This is a genomic window from Mangrovimonas sp. sgz306409 (assembly GCF_059735265.1).
The window spans coordinates 435571-454525 of the sequence record NZ_JCAPEU010000003.1 but is presented as its reverse complement, the minus strand read 5'-3'; the positions used below and the strand labels follow the sequence as shown (position 1 = coordinate 454525).

Genomic DNA, 18955 nt, shown 5'->3' with positions numbered 1-18955 from the left:
GCAGAATAGACCAAAAACTTATCATTAAAACCTCACCCGTCTGCGTCCAGGGAGACAACCTTTATAAGTTGATATTTTTTATCTCATATTCTTCATGGCCTGCATCATGCGTTTACCGCCGCCACCTTGCATCATCTTCATCATTTTGCTCATTTGGTTAAACTGCTTCAGCAATTGGTTAACCTCTTGAACCGATGTTCCAGAACCTTTACCTATACGTTTTTTACGACTGGCATTGATAATTGAAGGGTTAGAACGCTCTTCTGGAGTCATAGAATGAATTATCGCTTCAATTCCTTTAAAGGCATCATCATCGATATCTATATCCTTCATCATTTTACCAGCACCAGGAATCATCCCGATAAGGTCCTTCATATTACCCATTTTCTTGATTTGCTGAATCTGCTTTAGGAAATCATCAAACCCGAACTGGTTCTTTGCAATTTTCTTTTGAAGTTTACGTGCTTCCTGCTCATCAAACTGCTCTTGCGCACGCTCAACCAAGGACACAACGTCCCCCATCCCCAAAATACGGTCGGCCATACGTGAAGGATAGAACACGTCTATGGCTTCCATTTTCTCACCGGTACCAATAAACTTGATTGGTTTATTTACTACAGACTTAATAGAAATAGCTGCTCCACCACGAGTATCCCCATCTAATTTGGTAAGGATAACCCCATCGAAGTTCAATACATCGTTAAAGGCTTTTGCCGTGTTAACCGCATCTTGACCAGTCATGGAATCTACCACAAACAATGTTTCTTGTGGTTGGATAGCATTATGGATGTTCGAGATTTCGGTCATCATAGCCTCATCTACTGCCAAACGACCCGCGGTATCGATAATTACCACATTAAATCCGTTGGCTTTTGCATGGGCAATACCGGCTTGAGCAATAGCAACCGGATCAGGATTTCCCTTGTCGCTATAAACCTCAACATTAATCTGCTCCCCTACTACGTGCAACTGATCAATCGCCGCTGGACGATATACGTCACAGGCAACCAATAATGGACGCTTGGTCTTTTTATTTTTAAGATAATTTGCTAATTTTCCTGAAAAGGTAGTTTTACCAGACCCCTGCAAACCGGACATTAAAATAACGCTTGGATTCCCAGAAAGGTTGATTCCTTCAGCATCACCACCCATTAACTCGGTCAATTCATCCTTGACCAATTTCACCATTAATTGCCCTGGTTGTAGAGATGTCAATACATCTTGCCCAAGTGCTTTTTCCTTAACTCTATTGGTAAATTCTTTGGCTATCTTAAAGTTAACGTCGGCATCTAACAAGGCGCGTCTTACCTCTTTAAGAGTTTCTGCTACATTGACTTCGGTAATACTTCCATGTCCCTTAAGAACGTGTAAGGCCTTATCTAACTTTTCACTTAAATTATTAAACATATTATTCCTGAAATTTTAAGAAGTGCAAAGTTAACAATTTGTAATATATTAAGGAAGTAAACCTCTTAATTCTAAAAGAAAAAAGGATTGCTATGGCGAGCAACCCCTTTTAACAACCTAAAAACTAAAAAAAACTATCTTAAAGACACGTGAAGCAATCTGCTTCCAGTGTAAATAATTCTCCTACTTCGTTTGGACTGAGCGTTCTTTTATAAACCCTTAAATCATCCAAATGACCAGTAAACCATTGCCCCAGAATGTAATTTTCCAATTGGCTTTCATCAATATTGAAATTTGAGTTTTCATCAACATTTCTCATAGTCCCATCCCTATAAAGCCTTACTGTATTGTTAGAATCTACTGTAAGCACTAGATGATGCCAATTTGTAATATCATACCATAAATCTGTACTAGCATTCCAATCCATATCCCAAAGACCGTAATCGTTTGTAGTATCACTCATCATAGGAGTATTCATATCATATACAGCCAATTGAAACCCCTCATTTCCCATTGCCCCTTTTTGAAAGAGCCACTCTAAATTACCTTCTTCTGTATTTTGCATTTTAAACCAAAGACTTACTGAAAAGCTATCCCCTTGAACCAATTGATTTTGTTCTGTCACAGCTATCGACAAATAATCTTCACCAGAAAATGCCACTGCACAGCTTGGGTTTCCATTTCTATCCTCAACATAATCTACAGTCATATTCCCAGCTTCATTACCATCAATTAGATTAACAGCCTCATTGGAAAAAGGCATATAAATGATCAAATCATTGGTCATAATTCCGGGATTTGCACAATCATTACAATCCTCTACTTCCAATTCCACCTCAAAAATTTCAAAAGTATCCGTGCCCGCCATGGTCACTCTAGCATAAATGGTTTGCGGATTGGACACGTTGTTGTATGGAGAAACCAATTGATTCATCTCCATTTCGGTATCAGAAACAGTTTCATAAAAGTCTACCTCAACCTCATCTGTCACACAATTTGGATAGACATTATTCAGATCAAAGCTGGCCATGCCATCAAAAGGTTCTTCATCACACATAGTCATTTCTGCATCCGAAAAACACTCAAAAACGGATTCATTTTCACAATTTTGTATTAAAGTCAATGCTGTGTCACCATCCATAAACAATAGCCCATCTTCCTCACATTCCAAAAGCTGCCAAACGCCATTGTAGGTATCCGTCCCAGTAAGGTTAATACTTAAAAACAATTCCCCTTCTTCCACAGAAATTTCCCAAGTGCCTTCATCGTACACTTCTTCTTCGTTTAACAATGTCAATTGATCATTTGTATTGAACAAAAAGACAGTTGACGAAGGTGGATAGTTATTTAAAGCTGGTATTTGGCTACATTCCATTAACAACTCCTGTATGGTTTCCAAATTGCAATCTGAAGTATCTTCACATTCTCTTTCCAACACTACGGTAATTTGAGCATCCCCGACTGTTTTCACCAATTCAAAATGCTCTTCACCACATTCTATCACCAACCAATCTCCTCCCAAATCCTCAGAAAAAGCAGTCAATTCGGATAAAGTTACAATCACACCTTGGTCTGAAATGGACGTTTGCCAATTGCCTCCAATAGCCACCGCTGTATCCCCATCTGCTATTGACAAAGTGCCATTGTCTTCAAAGTTTATTTTCAATGATTCAAAATCATCCGAACCATTATAGCTTTCTACTTCCCAATAACAAGTTGTTAGGAATTCATCTACTTCAATTTCGGAACAAGTATCATCATTACAGATTGCCGCGGCATTTTCAATAGCCTCAAGCAGAGCTTCGTTAGAAGTTATTTCCACTTCATCTTCATTGGGTAATACCATTGTGATTGGAAAATTTATACTAGCCAACAGTTGTGCATCGTTAGACAACTGTAACCCCTGAAGGAATTCATACAGTTCCCAATCACTTTCCAAAGTCACTGTTTCGGTAGCTTGGGAATTGGCATTATAAATAGAAAATGATATTGGGTAGACAAAATCGATGCAATCGATGACTTCCAAAGCCTCTTCACAGGTTTCAATCCACACCTCCAACTCCTCGTCATTGTTGATCACTATTTCCGAATAGTCATTAAGCAGAATGGTTATTGGATAAAGGAACTCCAAGGTATCATCATCCTCATCAAATTCATCAAAAATCTCCAATATTCCCTGTAAATCTTCCAAGGTATTAACGGTAATAGAAGTTTCATTTACTATCACAGTTACAGGCAAATCAACCGACAGGCAGCTAGCATTATCCAAAATATCATCCAGGGTTCCGTCGTTTGCAGAAGTCAACGCCATGACACTGACCAAAGTTGCATCAAAATTCACAACATCGGTCGTATCAGGTTGGTTGGGTGCCACATCTTCCTCTTGACAAGATGTGGCCATGATAAGGGTTAAAAGGCAAAAAAAGGTGTTTCGAAAAAATTGGTTGGTTGGTAATTTCATTGTTAGCAAAATTTATTTCTCATTAATAAAACAAGAAGGTACAAAAAATTCCTACCGTTAATATTTATTTTTAATAAGTTTATGGGCTGAAAATCAAACTATGCCCAAACAATTACATGACAACATCTGTGCCGAACACCTGTTCTCGTCGTTGTTTAAGAAATACTCAAAAGATTTACATGATTTTTTGTATTACAAGTTTGGAGACCGTTTGAACCCAAAGGACAAAGTTCAGGATGCCTTTATCAAACTTTGGGAAAATTGCGGCAAAATCCCTCCTAACAAAGCTAAAAGCTTCCTGTTTACTACCGGAAATAATTTGATGCTTAACGAGGCTGCCCACCAAAAAGTAGTCCTCAAGCACCAACAGATAAAACCCAAATCGCATACCGCCATCACCCCTGAATTTTTAATGCAGGAGGAAGAGTACTTGAAAAAGCTTGAAAAAGCCTTAAGTAACCTAACAGAAGCCCAAAGAGTAGCATTTATGATGAATAGAGTTGAGGGCAAACGATTTAAAGAAATTGCCGAGATTTTGGGAATTTCCACCAAAGCTGTTGAAAAGCGCATATATGGCGCCCTAAAAAAATTACAAGAAGATATAGAAGGATTTAAATAATATACCTTCACCAAACTATTTCAAGATATCGGGTAGGAAATTGGGAAGACTAATTGTTATATAGGTGTAACGAATACCATGGAAAGAGAAGATTTAATACAGAAATGGCTGGACCACAACCTTAGCGAAGAGGAACATGAGGCTTTTAAAAAGCTTGATGACTACGAAGCTTTAATACAGTTGGACCAGTCCATGAAGTACTTTAAGGCTCCCGAATTTAATGTTGGAGAAACCCAAGCCACGGTATTAAAACGTATCAAGTCCAAAAAGAAAAAAGGTATCAATACGCCCCTTATTTTAATGCGTATTGGCGCCATTTTTCTTGTAACGTTTGGCATATACTATTTTTATACATCGCGAGACATCACCGTAACAACTTTGGCTGCCGAGAAATCTACCATTTCGCTGCCAGACAAATCACTCGTCACTTTAAACGCTCTAACCTCCCTTGTTTATAACAAAAGACATTGGAAACAAAAAAGAGAAGTGATTCTAGATGGAGAAGCTTTTTTTAAAGTTGCCAAAGGCGCCACCTTTGATGTAAAAACCGATCTTGGCACTGTAACTGTTTACGGAACTCAGTTCAACGTTAAGGAACGAGACAATTATTTTGAAGTTATATGCTACGAAGGTTTGGTTGGTGTAACCTATAACAACGAACTCACCAAACTCCACCCTGGAGAGCATTTCCTGATAAGAAATGGCAAATATATTGAAACCGACATTACCCAAACCGCAGCTCCTACTTGGACCAACAACGAAAGTTATTTTAAAAGTTCGCCTTACAGTGAAGTCATTTCGGAGTTTGAAAGACAATATAACGTCACTATCCAACTTCAGGACATAGATACATCGCAATTATTCACGGGAAGTTTTACGCATAAAAACATGGATGTTGCCTTAAAATCCATTACCTTACCACTCCAATTAAGATTTACTAAAACTGCTAATACCATTACTTTGATACGTGAGTAAAAAGGAAGTTTATTTTCTTTTCATTTCATTGTTCTTTTTTGGTGTCAATAGAATTTCGGGGCAACAGACCTTAAAAAAAGACCTGCCTCTCATCTCTATTTTAAACACTTTAGAAGACCGTTACGATATTCACTTTAGTTATATAGACAAAACGGTTGAAGCCATTTATACTACGCTTCCTCCTGATCATTTATCATTAGAAGAAGCTTTGGAGCTCCTCAAAGTTGAAACCAATTTGGACTTTATTGTCATAGATGCCAAAAGTGTCGTGATTTCAAAGCGCATCAATCCTTTAAGTGAAGTGATTACCCAGAAACTGGAAGAGGTTGTCATCAACAACTTCCTTACCAAGGGAATTTCCAAAAAGAATGATGGAAAAGTCACTATTGAAACTGGCAAGTTTGGAATCCTACCAGGCCTAATTGAACCCGATATTTTGCAGACTATTCAGGCATTGCCAGGAATTATTAGTGTTAATGAAACCGTATCCAACATTAATGTAAGAGGTGGTACCCACGATGAAAACCTAATTTTGTGGGACGGCATCAAAATGTACCAATCAGGACATTTTTTTGGTTTGGTATCGGCTTTCAATCCCTATTTAACCAAATCTGTAGATGTTTCAAAAAACGGAACTAGTGTAAGGTTCGGGGACGGTGTTTCAAGTTTGATCAACATGAAGCAATCCAACAACCTAGACCAAGATTTTAAAGTTGGTACAGGCTTCAACCTTATCAGTGCCGATGTGTTTTCCAAAATACCACTTTCAGAAAAAACAGAAATCCAAATAGCCGCCAGACGCTCCATTTCCGATTTAATTATTACACCAACCTACGAACAATATTACAAAAGAGCTTTTCAGGACTCAGACCTTTCAGGAACCAATGAATCTTCCCAAGTCATTCGTAATAATGAGCATTTTTACTTTTACGATATATCCACCAAATTCCTATATGATATCAGCGACTCTGACCAATTACGATTTAATTTTTTGACGATTAGAAACAACCTAGATTATGATGAACAGACCAATATCGAAGATACTTTAGAAACCTTGAATAGTAGCCTGGAACAGGACAATTTGGCTATGGGCTTGGAGTATTTAAAATATTGGAACAGCCGATTGACCACAACCACCCAAGTTTATTGGTCTAATTACAATTTGAATACCACCAATTACGATTTGATAGACGAGCAGCGATTGATGCAAAAAAACGCTGTGAGCGACATAGGCATTCGTATAAATGCCACCAACCACGTAGACCAAAATCTTAAAATCTACGGCGGCTACCAGTTCAACGGCGTGGTTGTAAAAAATTCGGAAGATGTCCTTAATCCGGAATACCATGATTATTCTAAGGAAATTAACCGTATTCATGCTCTTTATGCCGAAGCGGAATTCACCTCAGTCAATAAAAATACTTACGCTCGAATTGGTTTGCGCACCAATATTATTGAAAAGTTGAACGAAGTCTATACCGAACCAAGATTGTCCGTTAGCCATAAACTCAACAATGCCTTTAGAGCCGAATTCCTTGCTGAATTCAAAAGCCAGACCATGGCACAAATTATCGATTTACAAGATGATTTCTTAGGAATTGAAAAACGCCGTTGGGTACTTTCAAATAACGACAACATTCCTGTGATACAGAGTAAACAAGCCTCGGCTGGAATTCATTACAACAAAAACAAGTTACTTATAAGTGCCGAGATATTTGCTAAAAAAGTAGAGGGCATTAACAGTAGAAGTCAAGGATTCCAGAATCAATACCAGTTTCTAAACACGATAGGGTCTTATTTCACCAAGGGCTTCGACTTTTTGGTCCATAAAGAATTTAAATCTACAAGTGCGTGGTTAAGCTATTCCAACAGCAACAATGATTATACTTTTGAAGAATTCAATGAAGGGAACGACTTCCCAAACAACCTAAACATCAAACATGCCCTAACTTTTGCTGGAACCTACCAAATGAACAGTCTTAAAGTGGCCCTTGGAGTGAATTGGCATAGCGGAAAACCCATCACTTTACCTGCAACTATCCAAGACAATTCCAATAACACCATTGAATATAGTAATCCCAACGGCAGCAACTTAAAGGATTATTTAAGAACCGATGTTTCCGCTAATTACACCTTCAAAACAAGTCAAACATCGCATGCCATTATAGGCATGTCCATATGGAATTTACTCAACCGCAAAAATGTAGTAAACACCTATTACACGTTGAATGAAGACACCGTTTCTACAGTAGAAATCAGTTCCCTAGGAATTACCCCTAATGTAAGTTTTAGAGTAAATTTTTAAAATTTAAAAACCAGCTTTAGGTTGAAACCTACATGCGCTCTGGCACGTTGATCCCTAAAAGGCTAAAGGCGTTTTTAACCACTACCCCAACCATTTTGGACAACTGAACTCTAAAGTTTTTGTCATTGTCATTATCGGCTCCAAGGATAGATACATTTTGGTAGAATGAGTTGAACTCCTTCACCAAATCGTACGTATAATTGGCAATTAATGCAGGACTATGATTGTTAGCTGCGTTTTGCACAACCTCGGGAAACAACTGTAATTGCTTTAACAGTTCTTTTTCCTTTTCATGCAATTCAATATCACTATAAGCTCCTTCTAATGCACTTCCTGCTTTCCTTTGGATAGATTGGATTCTGGCATATGTATATTGAATGAAAGGACCTGTATTTCCTTGGAAATCGATAGATTCCTTTGGATCGAACAAAATTCGTTTTTTAGGATCAACCTTTAAAATGTAATACTTCAAAGCTCCCAGTCCAATAGTTTTGTAAAGCTCGATTTTTTCCTCTTCGGTATAACCATCCAATTTTCCCAATTCATCCGAAATTTCTTTGGCTGTAGCGGCCATTTCATCTACCAAATCATCGGCATCCACTACGGTTCCTTCTCTACTTTTCATTTTTCCAGAAGGCAAATCCACCATTCCATAACTTAGGTGATAAAGATTTTTGGCCCAGTCAAATCCTAGTTTTTTCAGGATCAAAAACAACACTTGGAAGTGGTAATCCTGCTCATTACCCACTGTATACACCATACCACCAACATCCGGATGATCCTTAATTCGTTGAATGGCGGTACCAATATCCTGGGTCATGTAAACGGCCGTTCCATCAGCTCTCAGCACCAACTTTTCATCCAAACCATCTTCGGTTAGGTCACACCACACAGAACCGTCTTCCTTCTTATAAAACACACCTGATTTTAACCCTTCGGTTACAAATTCCTTTCCTAATAAGTAAGTTTGGCTTTCGTAATACAAGTGGTCAAAATCAACACCTAAATTTTTATAAGTGATATCAAAACCTTCATATACCCAACCATTCATTTTAGTCCACAGTTCAACAACTTCCTTATCTCCTGCTTCCCATTGACGCAACATATCCTGAGCTTCCAATAAAATAGGCGCCTGTTTTTTGGCTTCTTCCTCGGATAAGCCCTGCGCCACCAATTCCTGGATTTCATTTTTATATTCCTGATCGAACTTTACATAGTAATTCCCTACCAGTTTATCACCTTTCAAACCTGTGCTTTCAGGGGTTTCACCATTACCATATCGTTTCCAAGCCAACATACTTTTACAGATGTGGATTCCACGATCGTTGATAATTTGTGTTTTGTAGACTTTTTTACCCGAAGCCTTCAATATTTCAGCAACACTATATCCTAACAAATTATTTCTAATATGCCCCAAGTGTAATGGCTTATTAGTGTTGGGTGAGGAATACTCTACCATAATAGCCTTGTCCTTAGGTTCTGGTGTTACAAAACCGTAGTCAGAGTTTCCTGAAATAGAGGTAAAGAAGTTTAAATAATAAGCATCATCAATTTCAACATTCAAAAAGCCCTTTACAACATTATAGCCTTTCACCTCTTCAACATGCTTTACCAAATATGCTCCAATCTGCCCTCCTATTTGAACAGGATTTCCTTTTACCACACGCAACATAGGAAACACCACAACTGTTATATCTCCTGCAAATTCCTTACGGGTTGCCTGAAATTCTACAGTTTCCAATTCAGCATTAAAAATATCTTTAACAGCCTGTTTTACGTATTTCGATAAAGTGTCTTGAAGGTTCATTTTGCTTATTTTTAAGTGTGCAAAGATAGCACTTTTAACAGTATTTCAATAACAATACACCACAACATACATCTCTATAACCTCTCTCTTCCTACGAGAATGCCTGCAGAATTGCTATTTGAATACAGCCCATCTTTCTATAGCAACTTTACATCTTCAAAGTTATTCGTTAAAATGAATTAAAAAACCCCAACAAACTACAAGTCAGAACATTATAAAAACACTCAACAGAATTCAAAATTTAACAGAAACTTCTCATTAAAATTGCCAATTCTATGCATTTCATCGATACTTTCATTTTTTAGTAGGAGATACCGTTCACTTTATCTAATTTTTTGGTAGTAAAACCCAAAAATTAGATTTTTACTTGGCTTTTAAAGATTTTTGAAGGGAGCTATTAATCAAAGTCCCAAATATTGATGATACTTAATATTCAACCCGTAGTAGGATTGTTATTATTGTATTTTGTGTCCTTACTTCACCTCTCCCTCAAGGCAAGTTGGCTTAAAAACAGTATTGCAACAAGTAAAACATTATTTGGAAAATGAAACAGTTAATCATCTTAGCTGCTTTATTTTCTGCCCTCCTTAGTTATTCTCAAACTAGGGAGATAGACAGCCTTACCCTAGAATTAGCGTATCAAAAACAAGATTCTATCAAGGTTGAAACCTCATTATTGCTTATAAAAAACCTTTATAAAACCAAGGATTACCAAAAGGCCTCTATGTTTGTGGACCAAACAGAGCGCTTATCAAAATCGCTTAATTACACCAAAGGTGTTGCCGAGTCTGTTTACTACAAAGCCCTTATCTATTCCCAAAGGGGAGACTACTATAATTCTATAGACAGTTTTAACAAATCCAGAAAATTATACCAACAGCTTAACGATACCTTAGGGATTGCCAAAGTGAGCAATTGCATGGGACTTATAGAAATTAAGCGCGGTAACTATATTGTAGGATTAGAGAATTCGCTTTCGGCCATCAATATTTTTGAAACCAAAAATCTCAGGGAAGAATTAAGTTCGGCCTACAACAATTTGGCCGAAGCATATTACAAAACCCAGCAAATAGACAAAGCAATTGAGTTCAACCTAAAAGCCTTGAGCGTTCGAGAACAATTACAGGACAGTACTGGCATTAAAACTTCCACAAAAAACATTGCCCACCTTTACTCTTTAAGAAGAGAGCATCGCAAAGCCATTGAGTATTATGAAAAGGTCTTGAAATTACTCAATCCAGAAAAGGATTTGGATCTTAAGGGTGAAATTCTTCCCAGAATTGGGGAAGAATATTTGCGTTTTAAAGATTACGACAAAGCTGCAGACTATTTGGTTGAAGGTTTAAAATTTAACCGAAGAAGAAATGATAAGGAAGGCTTGTTACGCTCCCTCAACTCGGTTGGAAAACTAAATCTTACACAAAATAAAACAAGGTTGGCAGAAAGGCAATTAGATGAAGCCTACGCCATTGCCAAGGATGGCGGCGACCAATTGGAATTACTAAAGAACTACCAACTCCACAAAGAGTTGGATTCCATGCAGGGGCAATATCAAAATGCCTTTTTCTGGCAAGGCAAATATTACGCACTTAAAGAAGAGTTGGAAAAACAAAACCAACCAAAAATACCAGTTAACACAGATGTTATTATTAGGGAAGAAAAGCCATTGGTTACTTCTAGCACAGAAGAAGCTTCTGCAATTATCCCTAGCCTGACATCCAAAAACAGTCAGGAAGTCAAAAAACTGAAACTGATTTCTTATGTCCTTGTTGCAGCATTTTTAATCGCACTCACTTTTTTAATGCTCATTTATTTAAGGCGAAAGAGCAGATTGGCCTACACCAAGGAACTTGAAGAAAAGAACAAACAAATCCAGATGCAAAACGAAGCCATTTTGGAGCAATCCCTTCACTTGGAAGAAATCAACAAAGTGAAGGATCGTTTGTTTTCTATCGTTTCACACGACTTGAAGGATTCGGTGTCTTCTATCAAAGGGTTTATTGATCTGTTAAAAGAAGACAGCCTTTCCAAAGAAGAATTCTACGACCTTATCCCAGAGCTTAGCGAAAATGCCAATAATGCCTCCCTGCTATTATTCAATTTGTTGAACTGGTCCAAATCGCAAATGCAGAACCTGGAACCAAACCCTGAACTGTTCAATATCCAGGAAGTATTTCAAACCAAGATCAGCTTGATTGAACAAAAGGTGGAGCAAAAACGCATCGTTTTAATTGACGAATCCCAACGTGATTTCATCTACGCAGATAGAAGTATGGTTGAAATAGTTATTCAAAATCTATTGACCAATGCCGTGAAGTTCAGTAAAGTTGGAGATATTATTACCGTTTCCAATATTGACAGAAATGGCAGATCCTTAATTTGTGTAGAGGATACAGGCGTGGGGATTTCTCCAGAAAACATGGAGAAGCTTTTCAAAAACAACACCTTCACTACCGTTGGCACTAAGAGCGAAAAAGGAACTGGTTTAGGACTTACTATCTGTAAAGAATTGGTTGAGTTGAACCACGGAAAAATTTGGGTAGAAAGCACTCCTAATGTAGGAAGTAAGTTTTTTGTGGAATTACCTAAATCGAAACCGAACAAGTAACTTTCGAAACAAGGGCAAAAGAGACTTTTGGAAAGCAAAGCTAACAGCTATACCCAGTTTATTTAAGCCAATCTTAATCCTGTACGCGGCAAAAACACTTCAGCCATCATACAACGGGCACTTCCACCTCCACAAGTTTCAATAGTCTCAAGTGAACTAGACAAAATAGGACAATGCTTTTCAATTTTAGCAATTTGGTCTTTGGTCAAACTATCATATGCTGATTGGCTCATCACCAAAAAGCGTTGATCATTTGCACCTCTTACCTGTAACATATTTCCAGCAAATTGATGCATTTGCGCTTCAGTAATGGCAATAACTTCCTTGCCATCTGTCTTTAAATGAGTAAGCACATTTTTGCGTTCCTTTTTATCATCGATACTGTCCAAACAGATAACTGCAAAAGTTTCAGCCAAACACATCATTACATTGGTGTGATAAATAGGTAAACGCTTCCCTTCTACTGTTTGAAATGCCGTAAATACCACGGGAGTATATTCAAAATCTTCGCAAAATTCTATAAACAGCTCCTCATCGGCTCTAGGTGATAGCGCACAGTAGGCTTTACCATTTACACGATCCAACAGCAAACTCCCAGTCCCCTCCAAAAAGACACCTTCTTCTTCGGCACTGGTGTAATCCACAATATTTTCAATAGTAAATCCCTCTTTTTCCAATATTTCAAGCACATCCTCACGACGCTCCCTCCTTCTGTTTTCAGCAAACATAGGATATAAAGCCACATCACCATTTTCATGAAAACTTACCCAGTTATTAGGAAAAATGGAGTCCGGCGTATCCAAAGAAGGATCATCATTTACCACTACTACATTTACTCCAACAGCTCGCAGTTTTTCAACAAAAGCATCAAATTCCTCTTGAGCTTTCTTATTGATATCTGCTTGTACTAAATCCAAATCTTCCTGAAAATAGTTATTAACGGCAGTTTGTTCATTCATCCTAAAGTTTACTGGACGAATCATTAATATGGTATTTGTAGTTTGTGGCATGCTATTAAAAATTTGCGGACAAAATTAAGCTTTTTTGAATGAGATAATTCCCTAAAATGAGAAGTTTCATTTTACATCCCAATAAGATTCGAAATCAAAAAACTAGATGAGAATTTTAATATTAGCATAGGAATTATTCATAGCCTTTATTTGTTGAGCTTCATTCAACCATTTCACCTTAGTAATCCCCTCGTTTTCCTGTGGCTCCAACTTCCCCTCAAACATCGTTTTCATTTCAAACCAATGGGTAATCTTAATTTTATGCTTTCCGTTGCGCTTAAAAATATGGTAGGTGATATCCAACGCCCTTGTTATTTCAAGGCCTTGCACCCCAGTCTCCTCTTCCACTTCTCTCAAAGAAGTTTCTTCTATTGACTCCTTCCCCTCAACTTTTCCCTTCGGAAGATCCCATTTGTTATTACGGTAGATAAAAAGCACTTCCTCTCTGTGGTTAATTACTTTTCCCCCACCGGCAACCACGTTAGGTAATTTCTTTAGGAATTTCTTTAAAAGTTTATCGGGATTTTTATGAATAAGCCTGACCTCTTCCAATGAGGTTGTGTTGAGCTCCTTAATTACCTTACTGATGTTAACCGTATCCAAAAGGTAATTTTTAAAATTGGTTTCCTCACTAACAACCGACGTTAATATAATTGGTTTGTCATTGACAAAGACTTGGTACATTGATATTGCTGATAGTTTAAAGCTGTAAAAATATTACTTTTTAATTCATACTGAGGATTTCAAATTTAATTTTATTTAAAATTTTCAAAATTACTTATGCCAAAATTGTGTAGTTTTGCCCTATGATTTTTAATAAACATACCGCCAAAAAAACCGCAGAAGTTTTATTGCAAATCAACGCTATAAAACTTAGTCCGCAAGAACCATTTACTTGGGCTTCTGGATGGAAATCTCCCATCTACTGCGACAACAGAATTATTTTATCCTATCCACCTATTCGCAATTACATTCGCGAAACCATGGCCAAACAAATTGAAAAGCAATATGGCAAGCCAGATGTAATTGCAGGAGTTGCCACTGGAGCTATTGGTATAGGAATCTTGGTTGCCGAATATTTAGGATTACCTTTTGTTTATGTGAGACCTGAGGCAAAATCGCACGGACGCCAAAACCAAATTGAGGGCCACCTTGAAAAAGGACAGAATGTAGTGGTTGTAGAAGACCTGATCAGTACTGGAAAAAGCAGCTTGAATGCCGTAAAAGCCTTGAAAGATGCTGATGCAAACGTTAAGGGCATGATTGCCATTTTCACTTATGGTTTTGACGTTGCCAAGCAAAGTTTTGAAGAAGCAGACATTCAATTACAAACTTTAGGCAACTATGAAAGCTTGTTGGATCAGGCCTTAGAAACCAACTATATCACCAAACAGCAACAGGAACTTTTGGCACAATGGAATGCCAATCCAAGTGAATGGAACGCTAATTGATATAGCTTAATAAAAAAACGACATGAATTTAGAATCCCCAAAAGTAATTGTAGATAAAACCCCTCAAGAAACCTTTGATTTCTTATCGGAAGTGAAAAATTTTGAAAAGTTAATGCCTGAAAACATTAGCAAATTTGAAATTTTAGGGGACGACACCTTTTTGTTTGCACTTAAAGGTATGCCGGAAATCGTACTCAAAAAGAAAGAAACTATCGCCCCGAATAAAATTGTATTAGGTGCAGCCGGTGGCAAGATGGACTTTTCTTTAACCGGATCTATTGCTGAAACTGCTGATAACAAAAGTGAAGTTCAGCTAGCATTTGCAGGCGATTTCAACCCTATGATGGCCATGATGGTCAAAGGGCCTATCTCCAAGTTCATAGAGACGCTTGTAACCAAAATGACAACAACGGTTTAATACAATAAGGTAATTTCTTTAAGATCGAATGTTTTAAGGACTTCATCTTCCAAAAGAACTTCAAGACTCCCAGAGTCCGTCACACCTTTTATAAAACCCGCAAATAGATGGCCTTCAACATCCTTAAATGTTGAAGGCTTATTTATTCTGAACAGTCGCTTTTCATATAACCTTTTAAGTTCTTTGGTCTCGCCATTTTCGAGCATCGTAAAATAATACTCCATTTTATTGATTATCTTATTCAACACTTCATCTAGATCAAAAACATTTCCGGAAGTTAAACGCATGGACGACGCTTTGGGCAAATCGGGGTATTCCGTTTGATTAACATTAAGTCCTACCCCAATAATGGTATACTGGATTTGATTTTGTTTGATGACATTTTCAATAAGAATGCCAGCAATTTTCTTGTTTTCTGACAAAATGTCGTTTGGCCATTTTACCTTTACCCTTTTTAATCCAAAATATTTCAAGACATCAGAGATTGCCAAAGCGGCGGCCATACTGATGAAAAATTGGTCTTCAATTTTCAAAAAAGAAATGTCCTTAAGCACGCTAACAGTAAGGTTTTTACCCTCTTGAGCATCCCATTGAGTCCCCATTTGCCCGCGCCCTTCTGTTTGTCTATCAGTCATAACAACCGTGTAATCCTCAAGTAATTGAGCAGCACTTAACTGCCGTAAATAGGAATTGGTTGAGTCAATGGCACTAAGTTTGATAATGTGCATAAAGGAAATATTTATTACTTTATATTTTTCTTAATAAAATTTAAGGTTCAAAAGAACTAAAAAAATAATAACTTTGCACAAAACTAAATCAATTTAATGGCTAAAAAAAACAGTAATGTAGATCAACTAATAGCAACGATATTAGCTGGTATTGAAGATGTTAAAGGGAAGGAGATTACAATTCTAGATTTAAGAGAAATTGAAAACACTGTCTGTGATTATTTTATTGTTTGCGAAGGAACTTCCAATACACAGGTAAACGCCATAGTCAATTCCATCCAAAAAAAGGTTAGTAAAACACTTAAAGATAACCCTTGGCATGTTGAAGGTGTCGACAATGCCGAGTGGGTACTTATCGATTATGTGAACGTTGTTGTACACGTGTTCCAAAAACACGTTAGAGAGTACTATGACATAGAAAGCCTTTGGGGAGACGCAAAAACAACAGTTATAGAAACAAGTTACTAAAAGAGCATTAATGGCAAACGACAATAAGAACACCAACAAAAAACCAAAATTTAACCTCTATTGGATCTATGGAATCGCAATATTGGGGATTTTAGCTGTACAATTATTATTTGGAGGTTTTGGCAGTGAAACTACATCCACTACCACACCCCAACAGTTTTTGGAATTTCTGAAAGATGGGGATGTTTCCAAAATTGAAATCATCAATAAAAGAGAAGCTAAGGTCTACCTAACTGACGAAGCCGAGAAAAAGGAGGTTCACAAAAAAACCATTCCAAACAGTATCTTACCTACGGTTGCGCCTTTACCTAACTATTCTTTTGAATTTGGAGATTTACAAAACTTCGAAAAAGGAATTAACGAAACCATTAAGGACAATAACCTTACTACAGAGGTAAAATATAAAACCGAGGAAAACCTTTGGGGCAATTTCCTTATCTCTTTATTACCGTTTGTATTGATTATTGCCGTTTGGGTATTTATTATGCGTCGTATGTCTTCTGGTGGAGGCGGTGGTGCTGGAGGGCAGATTTTCAATATTGGAAAATCGAAAGCCAAACTTTTTGATGAAAAGACTGATGTAAAAACATCTTTTAAAGATGTAGCCGGATTGGAAGGTGCTAAGGAAGAAGTACAAGAAATTGTAGACTTCCTTAAAAACCCGGAAAAATACACCTCTTTGGGAGGTAAAATCCCAAAAGGAGCCTTATTGGTAGGACCTCCGGGAACAGGTAAAACCTTATTGGCTAAAGCTGTTGCCGGTGAAGCCAAAGTACCATTCTTCTCATTGTCTGGATCGGATTTTGTGGAGATGTTCGTAGGAGTTGGTGCTTCTAGAGTAAGAGACTTGTTCAAGCAAGCTAAAGAGAAATCACCTTCTATCATCTTTATTGATGAAATTGATGCCATTGGTAGAGCTCGTGGAAAAAGCAATTTCTCAGGGTCTAATGACGAACGTGAAAATACGCTTAACCAACTTTTGACTGAAATGGATGGTTTTGGAACCAATACCAACGTTATTGTATTGGCCGCTACCAACAGAGCCGATGTTTTGGATAAAGCGCTTATGCGTGCTGGTCGTTTCGACCGCCAGATTTTTGTAGATCTTCCAGACGTAAGAGAACGTAAGGAAATTTTTGAGGTACACTTAAGACCTATTAAGCAATCTGAAAAATTGGATATCGATTTCCTTGCCAAACAAACCCCAGGATTCTCTGGAGCGGATATTGCCAACGTATGTAACGAAGCGGCTTTAATTGCTGCTAGAAATGGCAAAAAAGCGGTAGATAAGCAGGACTTTTTAGATGCTGTGGACCGTATCGTTGGAGGTTTGGAGAAGAAGAACAAAATCATCACTCCTGAAGAAAAACGTGCCGTGGCTTATCACGAAGCTGGTCACGCCACTATAAGCTGGATGTTGGAACACGCTGCCCCTTTGGTAAAAGTAACCATTGTACCACGTGGACAATCGCTTGGTGCTGCTTGGTATTTACCTGAAGAGCGCTTAATTGTACGCCCAGAACAAATGTTGGATGAAATGTGTGCTGCCCTTGGAGGTAGAGCTGCTGAGAAAGTAATTTTCGACAAAATTTCTACTGGAGCTTTGAGCGATCTTGAAAAGGTAACCAAACAAGCAAGAGCTATGGTAACCATTTATGGCCTTAGTGATAAAGTGGGTAATTTAACCTATTACGATTCCTCAGGACAGTCAGAATATGGCTTTACAAAACCTTATAGCGAGCAAACTGCTGAGTTGATTGATAAGGAAATTTCAGATATCATTGAAGAGCAATATGCTCGTGCTATCAAGATTCTTGAAGAGAACAAAGACAAGCTTACGGAACTAGCTGAAGTCCTCCTTGACAAAGAAGTCATCTTCAAAGATAACCTTGAAAAAATATTTGGAAAAAGACCTTTTGAAAAGGAAAAAGAAGCTTAGGAAAAACACCTAATGTTTTTATAAAAAACTTAAATTAACCATGTGTTACTTTAAGTTTTTTTATATTTGAATTAATACAATACGAATAACCCGGGTTAATAGCAATTCATACATGAGTCTATTTCGTAAAATCTTCGGACTTAAGTCTGATAATGAAGAGGATAACATAAAAAACGAAGAGAGAGGCAAGTACATGCCGGAGATCAAGCTACCTGTAGATGAAAGATTCACGATCAATTTTAAGGCTAATGGTGGTAAATTCCTGTATTGTGAAAATCTTGACGAAATAAGAGATAGCCTTAGATTGATTTTAAGTGAAAATGACTGGCAGAATGAATCGGTTTTACTTTTGGACGATCGCTTAAAAGAGCTTTTCAAAGGAATGCAATACCAGTCTACCAAAAACCTTTCTGAGGCTACCTACTTTTTATCTACTTGTGAATATTTGATTTCTGATGATGGTTCCTTATTGATTTCATCCAATCAAATTGCCGAGAAAAAGCTTATTGAACTTCCCTCAAATTTTATCATTTATGCTACCACAAGCCAATTTGTTGAAAATATTGGCGAAGGTCTTAGGGGTATAAAAGGGAAAAACAAGGAAAAAATCCCTACCAACATTACTACCATTAAGCACTTTAAGGCCCCTACTGAAGATAAAGATTTCCTTTCCTACGGAAGTAGTTCAAAAAACTTATATTTGCTCCTTCTAGAGGATTTATAGGCGGACATCTTAATCCTTTCTTCTAAGCATATAAA

General features: G+C 37.5%; 15 protein-coding genes. 9 read left to right on the top strand and 6 right to left on the bottom strand.

Annotated features, from left to right (window positions below; all coding sequences use genetic code 11):
* Positions 1 to 78: 78 nt before the first annotated feature.
* Together ffh and AC6I5C_RS07800 are read right to left on the bottom strand one after the other, a co-directional pair.
* A complete protein-coding gene (ffh, locus tag AC6I5C_RS07805; RefSeq protein ID WP_053975700.1) occupies positions 79 to 1407 on the bottom strand; it encodes a signal recognition particle protein in 1329 nt (442 codons plus the stop codon).
* 139 nt (positions 1408 to 1546) lie between these two features.
* Positions 1547 to 3808, bottom strand: a complete 2262-nt coding sequence (locus AC6I5C_RS07800) for a LamG domain-containing protein (RefSeq protein ID WP_497904653.1) — start codon at positions 3806 to 3808, stop codon at positions 1547 to 1549.
* A gap of 160 nt (positions 3809 to 3968) precedes the next feature.
* Between AC6I5C_RS07800 and AC6I5C_RS07795 the strand changes: the two genes are divergently transcribed.
* The 3 genes from AC6I5C_RS07795 to AC6I5C_RS07785 all read left to right on the top strand — a co-directional run bounded on the left by AC6I5C_RS07795 (position 3969) and on the right by AC6I5C_RS07785 (position 7767).
* Positions 3969 to 4487 carry an RNA polymerase sigma factor gene (locus tag AC6I5C_RS07795; protein WP_497904652.1) on the top strand — a complete coding sequence of 173 codons (519 nt, stop codon included), beginning with the start codon at positions 3969 to 3971 and terminating at the stop codon, positions 4485 to 4487.
* A gap of 78 nt (positions 4488 to 4565) precedes the next feature.
* Positions 4566 to 5462: a FecR family protein gene (locus AC6I5C_RS07790; protein ID WP_497904651.1), complete on the top strand. Its 897-nt coding sequence runs from the start codon at positions 4566 to 4568 to the stop codon at positions 5460 to 5462.
* Positions 5455 to 7767 carry a TonB-dependent receptor plug domain-containing protein gene (locus tag AC6I5C_RS07785; RefSeq protein ID WP_497904650.1) on the top strand — a complete coding sequence of 771 codons (2313 nt, stop codon included), beginning with the start codon at positions 5455 to 5457 and terminating at the stop codon, positions 7765 to 7767. The genes AC6I5C_RS07790 and AC6I5C_RS07785 overlap by 8 nt, the downstream gene beginning before the upstream one ends.
* 28 nt (positions 7768 to 7795) lie before the next feature.
* Here the strand turns inward: AC6I5C_RS07785 and argS are convergent, their stop codons facing one another.
* Positions 7796 to 9574, bottom strand: a complete 1779-nt coding sequence (gene argS / locus AC6I5C_RS07780; RefSeq protein ID WP_497904649.1) for an arginine--tRNA ligase — start codon at positions 9572 to 9574, stop codon at positions 7796 to 7798.
* 544 nt (positions 9575 to 10118) lie between these two features.
* Here argS and AC6I5C_RS07775 point away from each other — a divergent pair.
* Positions 10119 to 12182: a tetratricopeptide repeat-containing sensor histidine kinase gene (locus AC6I5C_RS07775; RefSeq protein ID WP_497904648.1), complete on the top strand. Its 2064-nt coding sequence runs from the start codon at positions 10119 to 10121 to the stop codon at positions 12180 to 12182.
* Between the two features lie 62 nt (positions 12183 to 12244).
* Here the strand turns inward: AC6I5C_RS07775 and ctlX are convergent, their stop codons facing one another.
* Positions 12245 to 13192: a citrulline utilization hydrolase CtlX gene (gene ctlX / locus AC6I5C_RS07770; RefSeq protein ID WP_497904647.1), complete on the bottom strand. Its 948-nt coding sequence runs from the start codon at positions 13190 to 13192 to the stop codon at positions 12245 to 12247.
* A 102-nt stretch (positions 13193 to 13294) separates the two neighbouring features.
* Positions 13295 to 13876 carry an NUDIX hydrolase gene (locus tag AC6I5C_RS07765; protein ID WP_076664165.1) on the bottom strand — a complete coding sequence of 194 codons (582 nt, stop codon included), beginning with the start codon at positions 13874 to 13876 and terminating at the stop codon, positions 13295 to 13297.
* A 122-nt stretch (positions 13877 to 13998) separates the two neighbouring features.
* On the opposite strand from AC6I5C_RS07765, the gene pyrE reads away from it, so the two are divergent.
* The gene (gene pyrE, locus AC6I5C_RS07760) at positions 13999 to 14643 is read left to right on the top strand and encodes an orotate phosphoribosyltransferase (protein WP_053975705.1); all 645 of its coding nucleotides are present in this window, start codon (positions 13999 to 14001) and stop codon (positions 14641 to 14643) included.
* A 22-nt stretch (positions 14644 to 14665) separates the two neighbouring features.
* Positions 14666 to 15061: an SRPBCC family protein gene (locus AC6I5C_RS07755; RefSeq protein WP_053975706.1), complete on the top strand. Its 396-nt coding sequence runs from the start codon at positions 14666 to 14668 to the stop codon at positions 15059 to 15061.
* Here AC6I5C_RS07755 and AC6I5C_RS07750 read toward each other — a convergent pair.
* Positions 15058 to 15789, bottom strand: a complete 732-nt coding sequence (locus AC6I5C_RS07750) for a biotin--[acetyl-CoA-carboxylase] ligase (protein WP_497904646.1) — start codon at positions 15787 to 15789, stop codon at positions 15058 to 15060. The two genes, AC6I5C_RS07755 and AC6I5C_RS07750, sit on opposite strands and share 4 nt — an antisense overlap.
* 96 nt (positions 15790 to 15885) lie before the next feature.
* On the opposite strand from AC6I5C_RS07750, the gene rsfS reads away from it, so the two are divergent.
* From rsfS to AC6I5C_RS07735, 3 genes are all read left to right on the top strand, one after another.
* Positions 15886 to 16257, top strand: coding sequence for a ribosome silencing factor (gene rsfS / locus AC6I5C_RS07745; RefSeq protein ID WP_053975708.1), 372 nt, complete (start codon positions 15886 to 15888; stop codon positions 16255 to 16257).
* A 10-nt stretch (positions 16258 to 16267) separates the two neighbouring features.
* On the top strand, positions 16268 to 18196 hold the full coding sequence (ftsH, locus tag AC6I5C_RS07740) for an ATP-dependent zinc metalloprotease FtsH (protein ID WP_053975709.1): 1929 nt from the start codon (positions 16268 to 16270) through the stop codon (positions 18194 to 18196).
* 112 nt (positions 18197 to 18308) lie between these two features.
* The gene (locus tag AC6I5C_RS07735; protein ID WP_076664163.1) at positions 18309 to 18920 is read left to right on the top strand and encodes an LUD domain-containing protein; all 612 of its coding nucleotides are present in this window, start codon (positions 18309 to 18311) and stop codon (positions 18918 to 18920) included.
* Positions 18921 to 18955: the final 35 nt, after the last annotated feature.